Origin of the sequence: Ramlibacter sp., from assembly GCF_035548915.1 — a bacterium.
GTDB lineage: Bacteria > Pseudomonadota > Gammaproteobacteria > Burkholderiales > Burkholderiaceae_C > Ramlibacter.
Genome location: NZ_DASZSE010000015.1, coordinates 1 through 15316 on the forward strand (window position 1 = coordinate 1; position 15316 = coordinate 15316).

At 67.8% G+C, this 15316-nt stretch carries 15 protein-coding genes; 2 read left to right on the forward strand and 13 right to left on the reverse strand.

Annotation, left to right across the window (positions count from 1 at the left end; genetic code table 11):
- From VHA82_RS03560 to VHA82_RS03610, 11 genes are all read right to left on the reverse strand, one after another.
- On the reverse strand, positions 1–237 hold a 237-nt coding region (locus VHA82_RS03560), incomplete at its 3' end, for a hypothetical protein (RefSeq protein ID WP_325540349.1).
- 93 nt (positions 238–330) lie between these two features.
- Complete coding sequence (locus VHA82_RS03565) at positions 331–1830, reverse strand: aldehyde dehydrogenase (protein WP_325540351.1); 1500 nt, start codon at positions 1828–1830, stop codon at positions 331–333.
- Between the two features lie 18 nt (positions 1831–1848).
- Complete coding sequence (locus VHA82_RS03570) at positions 1849–2835, reverse strand: NAD-dependent epimerase/dehydratase family protein (RefSeq protein WP_325540352.1); 987 nt, start codon at positions 2833–2835, stop codon at positions 1849–1851.
- A 23-nt stretch (positions 2836–2858) separates the two neighbouring features.
- Positions 2859–4043, reverse strand: coding sequence for an ABC transporter substrate-binding protein (locus VHA82_RS03575; RefSeq protein ID WP_325540354.1), 1185 nt, complete (start codon positions 4041–4043; stop codon positions 2859–2861).
- A gap of 37 nt (positions 4044–4080) precedes the next feature.
- The gene (locus VHA82_RS03580) at positions 4081–4860 is read right to left on the reverse strand and encodes an HpcH/HpaI aldolase family protein (RefSeq protein ID WP_325540355.1); all 780 of its coding nucleotides are present in this window, start codon (positions 4858–4860) and stop codon (positions 4081–4083) included.
- Between the two features lie 3 nt (positions 4861–4863).
- Positions 4864–5580 carry an ABC transporter ATP-binding protein gene (locus tag VHA82_RS03585; RefSeq protein WP_325540356.1) on the reverse strand — a complete coding sequence of 239 codons (717 nt, stop codon included), beginning with the start codon at positions 5578–5580 and terminating at the stop codon, positions 4864–4866.
- Positions 5573–6298, reverse strand: coding sequence for an ABC transporter ATP-binding protein (locus VHA82_RS03590; protein WP_325540357.1), 726 nt, complete (start codon positions 6296–6298; stop codon positions 5573–5575). Before VHA82_RS03590 ends, VHA82_RS03585 begins: the two co-directional genes overlap by 8 nt.
- Positions 6295–7158: a branched-chain amino acid ABC transporter permease gene (locus VHA82_RS03595; protein ID WP_325540358.1), complete on the reverse strand. Its 864-nt coding sequence runs from the start codon at positions 7156–7158 to the stop codon at positions 6295–6297. Before VHA82_RS03595 ends, VHA82_RS03590 begins: the two co-directional genes overlap by 4 nt.
- Positions 7159–7160: 2 nt before the next feature.
- Positions 7161–8039 (reverse strand): branched-chain amino acid ABC transporter permease, encoded by an 879-nt coding sequence (locus VHA82_RS03600; RefSeq protein WP_325540360.1) that lies wholly within the window; start codon positions 8037–8039, stop codon positions 7161–7163.
- A 2-nt stretch (positions 8040–8041) separates the two neighbouring features.
- Positions 8042–9664 carry a hydantoinase B/oxoprolinase family protein gene (locus tag VHA82_RS03605; RefSeq protein WP_325540361.1) on the reverse strand — a complete coding sequence of 541 codons (1623 nt, stop codon included), beginning with the start codon at positions 9662–9664 and terminating at the stop codon, positions 8042–8044.
- A complete protein-coding gene (locus VHA82_RS03610; protein WP_325540363.1) occupies positions 9655–11745 on the reverse strand; it encodes a hydantoinase/oxoprolinase family protein in 2091 nt (696 codons plus the stop codon). The genes VHA82_RS03605 and VHA82_RS03610 overlap by 10 nt, the downstream gene beginning before the upstream one ends.
- Positions 11746–11825: 80 nt before the next feature.
- Here VHA82_RS03610 and VHA82_RS03615 point away from each other — a divergent pair, with 80 nt between their 5' ends.
- Both VHA82_RS03615 and VHA82_RS03620 read left to right on the forward strand, forming a co-directional pair.
- Entirely contained in the window at positions 11826–12593 is a 768-nt protein-coding gene (locus VHA82_RS03615) for an IclR family transcriptional regulator (protein WP_325540365.1), read from the forward strand.
- A gap of 82 nt (positions 12594–12675) precedes the next feature.
- Entirely contained in the window at positions 12676–13554 is an 879-nt protein-coding gene (locus VHA82_RS03620; RefSeq protein ID WP_325540367.1) for a TauD/TfdA dioxygenase family protein, read from the forward strand.
- A gap of 548 nt (positions 13555–14102) precedes the next feature.
- On the opposite strand, the gene VHA82_RS03625 is transcribed toward VHA82_RS03620, so the two are convergent.
- Together VHA82_RS03625 and VHA82_RS03630 are read right to left on the reverse strand one after the other, a co-directional pair.
- Positions 14103–14678, reverse strand: a complete 576-nt coding sequence (locus VHA82_RS03625) for a hypothetical protein (RefSeq protein ID WP_325540369.1) — start codon at positions 14676–14678, stop codon at positions 14103–14105.
- 7 nt (positions 14679–14685) lie between these two features.
- Positions 14686–15316: RHS repeat-associated core domain-containing protein (locus VHA82_RS03630; protein ID WP_325540371.1), on the reverse strand; the 631-nt coding region annotated here is incomplete at its 5' end.

The window sequence follows — 15316 nt, forward strand, 5'->3', positions numbered from 1 at the left end:
TTGCAGGCCGACCTCGGAAAGCAGTTTGTAGGCGAATTCGTCGGGCTGCTCGAAGTTGGGATGCAGCGTCTGGTACGCCAGCGTCGAGCCGAGCACGTTCGCCGTCTGCTGGAAGCTGTGGCCCGTGGCCTCGAAGACGTCCGTGATGGCCGAGAGGAATGCGGCGCCCGGTGCCGCGTCGAACATCAGGACGAACAGTTCGACAAGCTTGGTGCGTTCGGAAACCGTGATGGCCATGACTCTTCCCCCAGCGCGACCGTGCGCCGGGGAAGTGTAGGGCAAAAGGAAACAACGCCGAAGGCTCGATTTGCCCAGGTCGCCGCGGCGGCTCTAGGTCTTCAGCACGAACGGGTCCTGAATCTCCTCGGAGAGCTCGCACCAGACGCTCTTGGTCTGCAGATACTGGCGAATCGACTCGATGCCGTTTTGCCGTCCGAGTCCGCTTTCCTTGTAGCCCCCGAAAGGCGAATTGAACGCGAGCGCGCGGTACATGTTGATCCACACGGTGCCCGCCTGCAGCCTGCGCGCCATGCGATGCGCGCGCGCGAGATCGCGCGTCCACACCCCCGCGGCGAGACCGAAGCGCGTGCCGTTGGCCAGGGCCACGACTTCGTCTTCGTCGTCGAACGGCGTGAGCCCGAGCACCGGTCCGAACACCTCGTTGTGGCTGATGTAGTTGTCACGGCCTTCCACGCCGAGGATGGTCGGGGCGAAGAAGAAGCCGTCCGGATGCTGCGGCAGCCGCATGCGCGTGCCGCCGCACAGGAGCTGCGCACCTTCCGCGACGGCGCGCTCCACCATCTGCTGGTCCTTCGCGAGCTGCGCGCGCGTCGCGACCGGCCCCATCTGCGTCGTGGCGAGCATGGGGTCGCCGACCACGAGCTTTTGCGCGCGCGCCGTGAGCCGATCCTTCAGCTCGCCGTACACGTCGCGATGAACGTAGGCGCGCGAGCCGGCCACGCAGGTCTGCCCCGCGGCGGCGAAGATGCCGGCCAGCACGCCCGCTTCGGCCTGGTCGAGGTTCGCATCGGCAAACACGATGTTCGGGCTCTTGCCGCCAAGCTCCAGCAGGCAACCGACGAGCCGCTGGCCCGCCCGCGACGCAATGGCCCGGCCCGCCGCATCGCCGCCGGTGAAGGACACCTTCGCCACGCCTGGATGATCGACGAGCGCCTCGCCCGCCACGCGGTCGCCGGTGATGACGTTGACCACGCCGGGGGGAAAGCCCGCTTCGTCGGCGAGCTGCGCCAGACGCAGGATCGATGCCGAGGTGACCTCCGACGGCTTGATGACGACCGTGTTGCCCGCGGCGAGTGCCGGCGCGACGGACATGACCGTGAGGAAGGTCGGCGAATTCCAGGGCGTGAGCACCGCGACGACGCCGAGCGGCTCGGGCAACGTGTAGTTCAGCACGCTCGGCCGCTCGAGCGGAATCACCGCGCCTTCCACCTTGTCCGCAAGGCCGCCGAAGTAGTAGAGCCACTCGAGCGCCGCCTTGGCCTGCGCGAACATTTCCGCGTAGAGCTTGCCGTTTTGCTGGGTCTCCACGCGCGCGATCTCCTCGGCATGCGCCGAAATGAGCTCGCCCCATTTCATGAGGAGCCGGCCGCGGCGCGTGGGCGAGAGCTTTGCCCACGGTCCGTCGAACGCCGACTGCGCCGCCTTCACGGCGCGGTCGGCGTCTTCGGCGCCGGAGCGGGCAAAGCGGCCCCAAAGGGCGCCCGTCACCGGATTGAACGATTCGAACGTCTCGCCCGATGCGGCCGCGTGCATGCGCCCGGCGATGTGGTTGTCGAAGCCTTGCGGCGCGGCGGCGGTGCTGGATGACATGAGGCGACTCCCGTGACTTCAGAAGCTGGGTTGCGTCTTCACCCAGTCGACCATGCGGCGGATGCCCGCTTCGATGGGCACTTCGGCCTGCCAGCCGAGGAGCTTCTTCGCTTTCTCGGGGCTGTAGTGCAGCTCACTCGTCGCGAGAAAGCGCACGAGCTTCGGGTCCTGCACGTATTCGGGCTCCAGCTTCTTGCCCGTGATGTCGAGCAGTATCTCCACGATGCGGTTGAGCGACGTCGCGACGCCGGTGGAAATGTTGAACGCCTCGCCCGTCACGTCGCTTTCCATCGAACGCACGTTGGCGCGCGCCACGTCCTCCACGAAGATGTAGTCGTGCACCTCGGAGCCGTCGCCCGGCAGGCGTGGCCGCTCGTCCCGGGCGATGCAGCGGTAGGTGTCGATGATGTAGAGCGCGTTCAGCCCGCGCAGATGCTGCCGCGGGCCGTAGATGGTGGAGTAGCGCAGCGAGACGAAGTCGATCCCGTGGTGCTGCGCGTAGTAGCGCGACACGCCTTCGTTCATCAGCTTGCTCGTGGCATACACGATGCTGGGCGGCTGGACGCCCCTGATGTCGAGCGGCTGCTCCTCGGTGATCGGGCCGCTGCCCACCGCGCCGTACACCGCCACCGAAGAGGACGACACCACCTTCTTCACGCCGCGAAAGCGGCACGCGTCCAGCACGTTCGCGTGGCCGCGCACGTTCACGTCCATGCCGTAGCCCAGGTCGCGGCTGAGCGGCAGCGTGAGGAACGCCGCCACCGCGAAGACGCCTTGCACGCCGTCCATCGCGGCCATCAGCTGGTCCAGCCGCAGAATGTCTCCGCGCACGAGCCGCACGCGCTCGTTGCGCGTGAGTTCGGCCGCCGCGTCGGGCGCGGCGAGCGCGAAGTTGTCGTAGAGGACCACCTCCCGCGCGCCCTGGGCGAGCAGCTGCTCGCAGATGTGCGAGCCGACCTGGCTCGCCCCGCCCGTGATCAGAAACTTGTTGCCTTCGATTTTCAAGACTGCTCTCCTTGCGCGCCGATTCACTTGCGCCGCGTGGCCTTGCCGTCCTCGAAGACGACGATGATGGGCTCGATCTGCACGATGCCGTCGGCGCTCATGCTCACGTTGCCGAAGGGGCCCTTGTAGGATTTGATCGCCGCGAGCGAATCGCGGATGCGGTCGCGCTGCGCCTGCAGGTCGCCGCTGCCGACGTTCGCGGTCGCGAGCTGCGCGCCGATGGTCTTCATCATCGCGTAGGCGAGCGCGCTTTGCATCACGGGCTCGGAGCCGAAGCGTTTCTTGAACGTGTCCGCGAACGCGACCGCGTCGGGCCCGCCTTCGGCGGTGGGCAGGAAATAGATGTAGCTGTACAGGCCGTCGGCGCCGCTGCCCGCGCCCGCGAGCGCCTTGGGGTTGTACGACGCGATGCTCATCGCGCGCGCCATCTTCAAGTCGGCCTTGCGCATCTCGCCGAGCAGCCCCGCCGCGTCGTTGCTCAGGGTGGAGATGTACACGCCCGACGGGTTCAGCGCACGAATGCGGCTGATGATCGGCGAGAAGTTCACGGCACCGGTGGTGATGTTGATCACCTCCGCGACGGTGCCGCCGTTTTGCGCGATCAGATTCCTCGCCATCTCGCCTTGCGTGCGCGAAGGAATGTCGGCCTGGTCTTCGACGATCACCACCGACTTCACCTTGCGGTCTTCCATCCAGGCCTTGATCATCGAGCCGGCGCCCTTGGTGATGTCGGGGAAGAAGGAGAACGTGTAGGGCCGGTTTTCCTGCACGAACTTCGGCACGGAGATCTGGGGGCCGGCCGCCGGAATCTTCAGCTGGTTCAGCAGCGGCAATGCCACCGCCGACACGGTCGTGATGGTGTTGAGCAGCACGAGCTTCGCGTCCCCCGCGATGCGGCGCGCGATGTTCGCGGCTTCCGCCGGATTGCTCGCGTCGTCGATATGTTCCACCTTGATCTGCCGGCCGCCGACGCCGCCCGCGCGGTTGATCTCCTCCACCGCGAGATCGGTGCCCTGGCGCACCGCGACGCCGTAGAACGAGCCCGGCCCGGTCGCGCAGACGATGGAATGCACAAGGATGTCGGGCTGCCCCTGCGCCCGCACCGCGGGCGAGCCGAGGGTGGCGGCGCAAGCCATGGCGACCATGGCGTGGCGCCGCGAAACAGTGCGTGTCGTGGCGCAAGTGGTGGTGCGTGTCGTGTCTTGCATGCCTTGTCTCCTGGTTTTGGGTGAGGAAGTCGCGGCTTCATTGCGCGCCGCGAAGGCGCTTGAGCGTGTCGGCGAAGGCGTTGCGCACGAGCATGAGGTCGGGCGCGAGGCTCACGATCGGCGCGCCGAACTCCCAGAGTTCGCGCACGTACTCGGGGGTCGGACGGCTCCCCGCGGTGGCCATGAACGTGATCCCGCGCGCCGTGCATGCGTCGCGGATGCGCGTCATCGCCTCGCGCATGCGCGGGTGTTCGAGACCCGAGTGATGGATGCCGAGCGAAGACGAGAGGTCGCCCGAGCCGCACCAGATCACGTCGATGCCTTCCACGGCGCTGATCGCTTCGACGTTGTTCAGCCCCTCCACGTCCTCGATCAGGCAGATCACGACGACTCGCTTGTTCGACGCCTGCGCGTGCTCGTGCCACGGGAGCTCGCCGTAGCGCACCGGCCGGATCGCGGGACACATGCCGCGAATGCCGCGCGGCGGGTAGTACGCGGCCGCGACGGCCGCGCGCGCGACGTCGGCCGTGGTGACGTGCGAGATCACGACGCCATCGGCGCCGGCATCCAGCGCCCGCAGGATCTCGAGCTCGTCGGGCTTGCCCACGCGAACGAGCACGGGCAGGCCGTTGGCGCGCGCCGCGAGGATCATGTGATCCACCGTCGCCCAGCTGGTCGTGGTGTGTTCGGTGTCGATGATGATGAAATCGAACCCCGTGTGCGCCGCGATCTCCACGAGCTTGGAGGAGCCCGAAAAGTTGAGGATTCCCAGCTTGCGTCCCTGGGTCACGAAAGAAGCGTCTTTTGTGTCGGCCATGCGTCATTCCTTTCCGAGATAGATGTTTTCGACTCGCTCCGGGTTCGCTGCGAGCTCCTCGCGGGTGAGCTCGGCGGCGAGCCGGCCCGCCTCCATCACCACCGCACGATCGCACGCGGGCCCGACGGCGGTGACGTTCTGGTCCGCGACGACGATCGCCGCGCCGCGGCTCGCCATGTCGCGCAGCGCATCGAGCACGATTTGCGTCGCCGCCGGCGACAGGCCGAGGCTCGGCTCGTCGACCACGAGCAGGCGCGGCTCGAGCATCGAAGCGCGCGCCACGGCCAGGAGCTGCTGTTCGCCGCCGCTCAGCCGGCCCGCGGGCGTCGCGCGGCGCGCGGCGAGCAGCGGGAACCGTTCGAACGCTTTCGACGCCGCCCCCCGCCAGCCGGCGCCGCGCGCGACGCGCAGGTTCTCCTCGACCGTGAGGTCGGCGAAGATGCCGCGGCCCTCGATCACCATCGTCGCGCCGAGCCGCACGATCTCGTGCGGCTTCGCGCGCATGTGCACGCCCTGTCCGAGCACGCTCACGGTGCCCTCGCGCCGTCGCACCATGCCGAACACCGCGCGCAGGGTCGTCGACTTGCCCGCGCCGTTGCGCCCGAAAAGCCCCACCATTTCCGCCGGCCGCACGTTGAACGACAAGCCGGCCACGACGGGCATGCCGCGGTGATACTCGACGACGAGGCCGTCGATCGCGAGCGCGCGATCGTCATGCATCGGCCTGCACTCCGAGGTAGGCGGCGCGGACCTCGCGGTCCGCGAGCGCTTCGGCCGTGGGCGCATTGGCGATCAGGCGGCCGGTGTTGATGACGCTCAGCATCGACGTGCACGAGCGGATGAGGGGCAGGTCGTGCGCGACCAGCACGATGGTCATGCCTTCGTGCGAGAGCGAAACGAGTAACGCCGCGAACTGCTCGCGTTCGCGGCGATCCATGCCGGCGCTGGGCTCGTCGAGCACGAGCACGCGAGGCGAGGCAACGAGGCAGCGGGCGATCTGCGTCTTCAGTTGCGTGACGCCGTCGGCCCGCTGCGCCGTTCTGAGGCTGGCCTCCCCGAGGCCGAGGCGCGCGAGCGCGGCCTGCGCGCGATCGGCCTTCGCATCCTGCGGCTCGTCGGCGACGGCGGCGCCGATCATCACGTTTTCGAGCAGCGTCCAGCTCCAGCAGAGGCGCGGATGCTGGAAGGTGCGGCGCAGCCCCATGCGCGCGACCGCATGCGGCTGCGCGCGGCTCGTGTCGACGCCTTCGAACAGCACCCGGCCGCCCGTCGGCCGGTGCGAGCCCGTCATCACGTCGATGAGCGTCGACTTGCCGGCGCCGTTCGGGCCGATCAGGCCATGGATGGTGGCGCGCTCCACGTCGAAGGACACGCCGTGCAGGATCTGGAATTCGTCGTAGCGGGACGAGACCGACTCGACGCGGATGAGCGGGTTCATGCCGCGGCCTCGTCGGAGCGGCGCACGCTCTTTTGCGTTGCGGCGCGAATGCGGGGCCTGCGCTCGCCAAGCAGGCCCGTGGGCCGAAAGAGCGTCATCACGATCACCACGGCGCCGTAGGTCACGAAGCGCCAGTCGCCGAGCACGGGCACGTACTGCGGGATCACCCACAGCAGCGCGGTGCCCAGCAAGGAGCCGTAGGGGTTCAGAATGCCGCCCACGAGCGCGAAGGCGATGATCTGCAGCAGCGTCTGGAAGCCGAATGCGGCGGGCGAGACGTAGGTGAGGTAGCTCGCATAGAGCGCGCCGGCGAGACCCGAGGCGAGCGCCCCCGCGAGCAGCGCCGCGATGCGCACGCGATGCGCGTCGATGCCGCACGATTGCGCGACCCGCGCGTCCTCGCGCACCAGGCGCGCGAGGTACAGCAGCCCGCGGCGACGCGCGATCAGCAGCGCGCCCAGCCAGATCGCGAGCAGCGCGAGGGCCCCGATGAGATTGGCCGTGACGGGGATGTTGCGCAGGCCGATGCTGCGGTTGGTGATGTCGAGGTTGGATGCGATGGTGAGCACCACCTGCGACACGCCGAGCGTGACGATGGCCATCGACAGCTCGCCGAGCCTGAGCGCGGGGCGCACGAGAAGCGCCGCGAGCACGAGCGCGGCGAGCACGCCGGCTGCGAACGCGAGCCATGCCGGCCAGCCGGCGAGGAGGCCGAGCGCGCAGACGTAAGCCGCCACGGCCATCGTTCCCATCTGCCCCGCGAAGAGCACGCCCGCGGAAATCGGCAGCGCGAACGAATAGGCGAGCAGCGTGAAGACCACGAAGGTGACGCCCAGGCTTTCGAGTTGCGTGGAGACCATGATCAGTTCCTCGCCTGCGTCACGGCGCCGAAGAGCCCGTTGGGCCTCAGGAGCAGCACGAGGATGATCACGACGAAGGGCACCATCGCGATGTAGGAGGAGTAGCCCGCCGCCGTCACGAACGATTCGGCGATGCCGATGAGAAGCGCGACCGCGAGCACGCCTGCCACGCTTCCCATGCCCGCGGCGAGCACGGCGGCGAGGCCGAGGTCGCCGATCACGTTGCCGAGCGTGGGCGAGATGTAGGCGAAGGTCGATCCGAGCAGCACGCCGAGCACGCCCGCCGTCATCGCGGCGTAGACGAAGACCGCGCAGAACACCTTGTCCGTATCGATGCCCAGCAGCGAGGCCGCCGCGGGATCGGCGGCCACCGCGCGGATGCGGATGCCCCAGCGGGATCGGGCCACGAACGCGGCCGTGCCGAGCACGAGCACGCACGCAAGGACAAGGACGCCGAGCTGCGAAGGTATGACGAAGTAGCCGCCGATGTCCCACGCCACGTCGCCGCCCATCTGCCGTGCGTACTGCACGGGGTTGCCGTTTTGCACGGTGATGCGCAGGACCTCCTGGATGATGAGGCTCAGCCCCAGCGCCACCATGAGCGGCGACAGGTGCGAATAGCCCAGCAGGCGCCTGAACATGGAAAAGTAGAGCAGCGCGCCGAACACCGCCATGACCGCCGCCGCGATGACGAATGCCGCGACGAGGCTGCCCGTCGCCGCGCAGGCCCACCAGCCCACGTACGCGCCGAGCGTGACGAGCTGCCCGTGCGCGAGCTGCATGAAGCGCATCGTGCGGTAGATGACCGCGAGCCCGAGCGCGGCGAGCGCGTAGGCGCCCGCGAGTCCCACGCCGTCGATCACCTGCTGCAGCCCGAACATCGTCAGAGCCCCCGCAGCGCATCGAGCCGCGCCGCTTCGACGTCGCGAAGCGCGGGGTCTCCGTAACCCGCGCCGCCCGGCGTCACGATTTCCACGATGTCGCCGCGCGCAAGCCGCGCGCTGAACTTGCTCGGCATCTCCTGCGTCGCGCCGCCGGCGCGATGAATGCGGATGCTGCTGCGCGTGCCGTCGCCGCCGCCTGCAAGTCCCCACGGCGCGACGGCCTGGCGGTCGGAGCGCACCACGAGCGTCGCCGATTCGGCGAGCAGTTCGTAGCTGCGCCGCAGGGCGTTGCCGCCGCGGAACCGGCCGTGGCCATAGTGACCGGCCGCCATGCCGTACTCGACGACGCGCACCGGGTACTGCCGCTCGATCATCTCGACCGGCGTGTTGCGGCTGTTGGTGGCCGGATTCGACAGGCCGCTCACGCCGTCGAGGCCGTTCGCGCCGCCCCAGGCGCCGAGGATCACGTCGAAGAAATTGAAATGCGCTTCGCGCTCGCCACCGGCGATGGTGATGAGTGTCGCGCCGCCTTCGCAAGCCGCGGGCACCTCGCCCGGGAGTGCCTGCGCGAGGGCTCCGTAGGCGGCGTCGCAGACGCGGTACATCGTGACCCCGCGGGCCGCGCACGCCTGCGGCATGCGCCAGGAAACGACCGAGCCTGGCGTCGCCTGCACGTCGAATGCGCGAAACAGCCCGCCGTTGAGCGGCACGCCGTGGCCGAGCACCGAAAGCAGCACCGTCGCGACGCCCGAGCGCGTATAGCTGAACGGGCAGTTGATCGCGAAGTCCACACCGTCGGAGGAGCCGGCGAAATCGAAGGACGGCTTTCGTCCCTCGCGGCTTCTGAGCGTGCAGCGGATGTTCACGCGCCGGTCGTCGAACCATTCGATGGTGTCTTCGAAAGCGAAGTCGCCCGCTGGAATGCGCGCAAGACGCTCGCCGAAGAGCGCCGCCGAATAGTCGACGTAGTCGCGCATGGCGCGGCCGATGAGCTCCGGCGCGTAGCGGCGCGCGAGATCCTGCACGCCCTTCACGCCGGCTTCGCATGCCGCGCGCTGTGCGCTCAGGTCGCCCATGAGCACGTCCGGGCTGCGGCAGTTCTTTCGGATGATGCTTTCGACATCGCGCGCGAGCCGCCCGCTTCGCCACAGCTTCACCGGCGGCAGACGCAGTCCTTCCTCGTAGATCGTCGCCGACTCCGCGGCGTTGCCGCCCGGAAAGCGGCCGCCGACATCCACGTGGTGGCCCGTGCACGAGCTGAAGCCGAAGAGGCGCCCTTGCACGAAGATGGGCATGAGCACGAAGATGTCGGGCAGGTGCAGTCCGCCGTACTCGGGATCGTTGAAGATCACGACGTCGCCGGGCTCCCACTCGTCGATCGCGGGCAGCGCGAGCGGCAAGGCGGCCGGCAGCGCGCCCACGTGCACGGGCAGCGTGATGCCCTGCGTCACCACCGTTCCCCGCTCGTCGCACAGCGCCGTCGAGAATTCCATCGTCTCGCGAAACACGGTGGACGTGCCCGAGCGGACGATGCGGATGCTCATCTCGTTCGGAATCGCGGCGAGCGCGTTCACGAGCACTTCGTAGAGCACCGGCTGCTCGGCGCGCAGGTTCATTTGCATAGGAGGACACCGATGCCGCGGTGCACGCTCGCGCGCCACCCGGGAGAGATGACGACGGTCGTGTCGGGAGTCTCGAGCACTGCGGGGCCTTGCACGCCGGCAGGCGCATCGGCAATGGCGTCGAGGCAGAGCACCGCGCATTCGCCCCGATGCGCCTCGAAGACGCAACGGCGCGCCGCGGACTTGCCGCCGTCGCCGCGCCAGGTGGCGCCGAGGCCTTGCAGCACCGGCGCCCAGTCCGGCGGCGGCGGGCGCCTCAGGCGAAGCCGCACCCCCATGACTTCGCATTCGCCGTTCGCGACGACGAAGCCGAACTCCGCCCGGTACTGCTCCTCGAACGCTTCGCGCAGTTTCGCCGTGAAGCCGTGCGCATCGGGCAGCGGCACGTGAATCTCGGTGTGCTGTCCGATGTAGCGCACGGCAACCAGGGCATGCGCGGCGGCGGCCTCCTGCGCATTCAGATGCCATTCCTGCTGCAGCCGCTGCGCGAGCACGGCGATCCACGTGCGCGCCTGTTCGTGCGTGAGCGAGTCCAGCGGCATGTTGCAGGCCTGCGAGACGTCCGCGGCGGGACTGGCCGCGAGCAGACCCGCCGCCGACAGCACGCCCGCGCCGAACGGCACGAACACGCGCGACACGCCGAGCAGGTCGGCGATGCCTGTGGCATGCACCGGACCCGAACCGCCGAAGGCCACGAGCAGATGGTCGCGCGGATCGCGGCCCCGCTCGATGGTGACGGCGCGCAGCGCCGCGAGCACCGCGGCATTGGCCGCCGTGTGCACGAGCAGCGCCGCGTCTTCGACTTCGAGCGAGCGCGGCTCGCCGACATGGCGTCGCATCGCACGCTCCGCGAGTGACCTGTCGATCGCCTGCTCGCCGCCCGCGATGAAGTCGGGATTGATGTAGCCGAGCAGGATGTTCGCATCCGTCACCGTGACGGATTCGCCTCCGAGCCCGTAGGCCGCCGGGCCCGGGTTCGCCCCGGCGCTGCGCGGCCCCACGTGCAGGCCGCCGGCTTCGTCCACCGAAGCGATGCTGCCGCCGCCCGCGCCGACTTCGGCGATGTCCAGGCTCGGCATGCGGATCACGTAGCCCGAGCTCACCGCGGCGCGCGGGCCCGCGTGCATGCCGCCGCCGACGTAGTACTCGCCCGACTCGAGGATCTCGAAGTTCTCGATGAGGCTTGCCTTGGCCGTCGTGCCGCCGATGTCGAGCGCGATCACGTTCGGCTCGTCCAGCTCACGCGCGATGCCTTGTGCCGCGAGGACCCCCGCGGCCGGGCCGGATTCGACGATGCTCACCGGCCTCGCCCGCACCAGGTCGCCGGCCAGAGTCCCGCCGTTGGACTGCATCACCGCGAGCGGCCGCTCGAACCCGGCGCGGCGCAGCCCCGATTCGAGGGCGCGCAGGTAATCGCGCACGACCGGGCCGAGCGCCGCGTTGATCGCCGTCGTGCTCGTGCGTTCGTATTCGCGCGGCAGCGGATTCACTTCGTGCGAGCAGGTGACGAACAGGCGCGGCAGCCGCTCCCGCAACGACCGTGCGATGGCCGCTTCGTGCGATGCGTTCGCATGGCTATTGATGAGGCAGATCGCGACGGCGTCGCAATCGCGCAGCGCCTCGGCGATGCGCTCGCGCTGCGCCTCGTCCCAGTCGAGCGGCACGACGACCGAGCCGTCCGCCGCGACGCGCTCGCGCACGGTGAAGCGCCGCTCGCGCGGCACGACGGGGGGCAACGGCCGCCAGCGCAGGTCCAGCGGGTCGGAGCGCACGCCGCGCCCGAGCTCCAGCACGTCGCGAAAGCCTTCGGTGGTGACGAGCGCGGCACGGCTCGTCCGCCCCTCCAGCAGCGCGTTGGTCGCGACCGTCGTGGCGTGGGCCAGTCGGGCATCGCGCGTGCGCGGCGCTTCGCCGCTTCGCGACATGCGCGAAATCCATCCGGTGAGCTGGGCCGACAGTGCCTCGGCATCGGCGCACACCGACGAAAGAAACTTCGTCGTGCGGACCTCTGCGCCGTCGAGTGCGGCCACGACGTCGGTGAAAGTCCCGCCGATGTCGACGGCCAGTGCGGTGACTTTCACGCGCGGGCTCCCGCCGCTGCGCGGATCGCCGCTCTTAGAATCGCGCGGCATCCACGACCGACCGCGTACCGGGATTTGCCATGTCCATGAAGATCGCCCACCGCACGCTCGATTGCTTCGAGGTGTTCATGCGCGCGGCGAGGCCGCTCACGCTCACGGAGCTCGCGCGCGAGCTCGACGCGCCGATGTCCAGCTGCTTTGCCCAGGTGAAGGCGCTGCGCGAGCGCGGCTACCTCTACTCGCTCGGCAGCCGCCGCGGCTTCTATCCCACCCAGAAGATGCTTGCCATCATGAACACCGTGGCGAGGAACGATCCGATCATGGAGATGTTCCAGCCGGTGCTCGCCGATCTTCGCGACCGCACGCGCGAGACGGTGGTGCTCGGCAAGCGCGCCGACGTCGACCGCATCGTGTACCTCGCCTTGCAGGAAGGGCCGCAGACCATCCGCTTCACCGGCGAAGTCGGCGCGCAGGTCGGCCTGAACACCAGCGCGATCGGCAAGGCCATCCTCGGCGAGCTCGACGACGACGAGTTGCGCGAGAACATCGCGCAGCTCGACCTGAAGAAGGTGACGCGCGCGAGCATCACGAACCCTCGCGACCTCTTCAACGCGATCAAGGAAGGCAAGCGCCGCGGCTACCAGACGACCGTGGGCGAGAACGAGGACGACGTGATGGGCATCGCGGCGTGCGTGACGGTGGGGGAGGAACCCTTCGCGATTGCGCTGGCCGGCCCGGTGCAGCGGATGAGCGAGCTTCGCGAGGAGCACGCGAAGAAGCTGCTGAAGGCCTGCCGGCAGATCGCCGCCATGCAATCGAAAGTCCTGGACGGGCTGGCCGCCGGCTGACGCACTTCGCACTGCGCTTGTCTCCTTGGATGGCTCCGAGGGTGGAAATCAATTATTCTTGTGCAGGAATATTGTTTCTTGCGTGAGAATCATCATAGACTCGGGTCCGGCCAGCGTCAACTTCGAGGACGAAAGCATGCAGATCAAGCGCATCGCGGGCGCTCTGGGCGCCAGGATCACCGGCATCGACTTGCGCGAAGGCGTCTCGTCCGCGCTTGCAGCCGAGCTGAGGGCGGCCTTTCTCGAACATCAGGTGATCTTCCTGCCCGGCCAGCCGCTCGAGCCGGCGCTGTTCCTTCGTTTCGCGCAGGCCTTCGGCCGGCCCATCGAATATCCGTTCGTGAAGGGCATCGACGGATTTCCCACCATCATCGAAGTGAAGAAGCTCGAGCACGAGCGCGTGAATTTCGGCGGCATCTGGCATTCCGACACCACCTATCTCGAAGTCCCGCCGATGGGTTCGATGCTGCTGGCGCGCGAAGTCCCTCCGTACGGCGGAGACACGATGTTCGCCAATCAGGCGCTCGCCTACGATGAGCTTTCGTCCACCATGCGGTCGTTGCTCGAAGGTCTCATGGGCGTCTCGAGTTCAGCCAAGGCCGACGTGTCGCAGACGCGGGAGGACCGCCTGAAGAGCGACGGACGCGAGAGTCGCCGCGAGGAATACCGGGCCGCGCATCCGATCGTGCGCACGCATCCCGAGACGGGCCGCAAGTCGCTTTACGTCAACGTCGCGCACACGGTGGGCATCGAGGGCATGACCGACAAGGAAAGCGCGCCGCTGCTGCAATTCCTGTTCGAGCACCAGGTGCGTCCCGAATTCACTTGCCGATTCGCGTGGGAGCCCGACTGCATTGCCTTCTGGGACAACCGGTGCGCGCTGCACAATCCCGTGAACGACTATCACGGCTTTCGCCGCGTGATGCATCGCATCACGCTGGAGGGCACGCGACCCGTCTGAACGCGCGGCGAGCGACCTGCGTCAATCCGCCGTCGCGCCCAGGTGGTCCAGCATTCGCTGGGCGGGTCCGGCCAAGGGCATGTCGCTCGCGCACAGCAGGATGTCGCGCCTTGCCCAGGTGTCCGACAGCGGCACGATCCGCAGCCTGAGGCGACGCAGAGAGGGGCAACGCGATCCTGCGCGTACCTCAAGGCGACAGTCGGGCTCGAGCAGTCGGCGGCGAAGCTGGCTCGTCGACGGGCCTGATCCGCATGTTCGGGCGGACCTGCGAGTCGGAGGCGCACAACCGGTTTCGCCGTCATCAGCCCACTGCAACGTCATGCCCGGCTGACTCTACATATGATGACTCATCGACAATAAGAGAAAACATTTCGATGGTCTCCTCGAAGTGCAGAAGGTCGCCGGAACGGGCCTGAATGGAAATTGGAACTGACCCCATTTCTTCCGAGACGGTGCTCGCGCAGCACCACTGAGCCCGCGGCATCAGCCGCGCTTGAACTCCAGCCTCAGCGGCTAAGGAGTTCCGAGAGGGTTTCTCTCAAGAGAGATCAATGCCTATGCTCGCGCAGCACGTGAGCTGCTTGCTTGAATCCTTTGCCAGCAGCCTTGGCCAGCAAGGCTATTGCCTTCTCCGTGATCTTGCCATCCTTGAACTCACGCATGGCGAAGGTGTAGAGCGTCTCGGGGTGCTCTTGGTCGAACGCGCGTCGATACCACGCCTCGCTGGCTTCACGATCCACCGAATAGCCGTATTGGCCAGTTTCGAGATACCACGCGAGGTGATGCTGCGCGGCACCCCAGCCGTTTTCAGCCGCGCGCTCAAGCCAGTGGTTGGCCGCCGTGTGATCCACGGGGAGTAGCCCCCCCCAGCGATAGTTGCTGCTCAACTCCCATTGGGCTTCCGCGCTGCCGGCCTCTGCAAGACGCATCAGTTCCTTCAGCCAATGTTCACTCTTCTTGGCGTCAGGCGAGGCGCCTTCCCCGTCACGACGCCAAAGCGCCGCGAGATAGCAGGCAACGGGATCCCCTTGGGCCGCGCAGCTCTCCATGAGTCGCAGCGCATCCGAAGCGCGGTCCTGGTCATAGGCCTCCATGGCCGCAGCAAATTGCTCGGATCGTGCCATCACCTGCTTACTCGGCTGCACCACCACCAGCTCGGAATCTGCCGCCGGTACGCATCTCCATCATACGCAGTTGCTGATTGATGGTCGGCATGCCGCGGTGGAAGACCTGTCGGTTCACCCTGTCGAAGAACTTCTTCTGGCCTTCGGTCAAGTCCTTGCACGCCTGCTGCATCTGCTTGCTGCTGCGGAAGATCCGATCATCCTCCTCCGTCAACGGCGTCCAAGTTTCAGTGGACATCCGCGCTTCTCTTCCTTGGCTGTCCCGCATGTGCATGTGATAAGCCTCGCCTGCACCAGCACGAGCATGTTCATTGCCGCCTGCAGGAGGGCCAGGATACGCGTTGAAGGTCACGCCGCCGGATCGATAAATCTCAACGAGGCCTTCAGGGTCAACAGCCCACAGCGGATTTCCGCTGACATAGGTGAACGTGTTGACTCCACCCTCAAGCCCGATCGAGTCGCTTTGCGCGTATCTACCCGTCCGCGCGTTGTACTCGCGATTCCAGTTCTGATTCAGCCCCGTCTCCGCATCCCCCACCTGCCCCGGAAACCGCTGGTTGAACACGAAGATGCCCAGCCCGCTCGGGTCCTGATCCGGCGCACTCGCCCCGAACGCCTCCGCCGTGTCCCACCTCCAC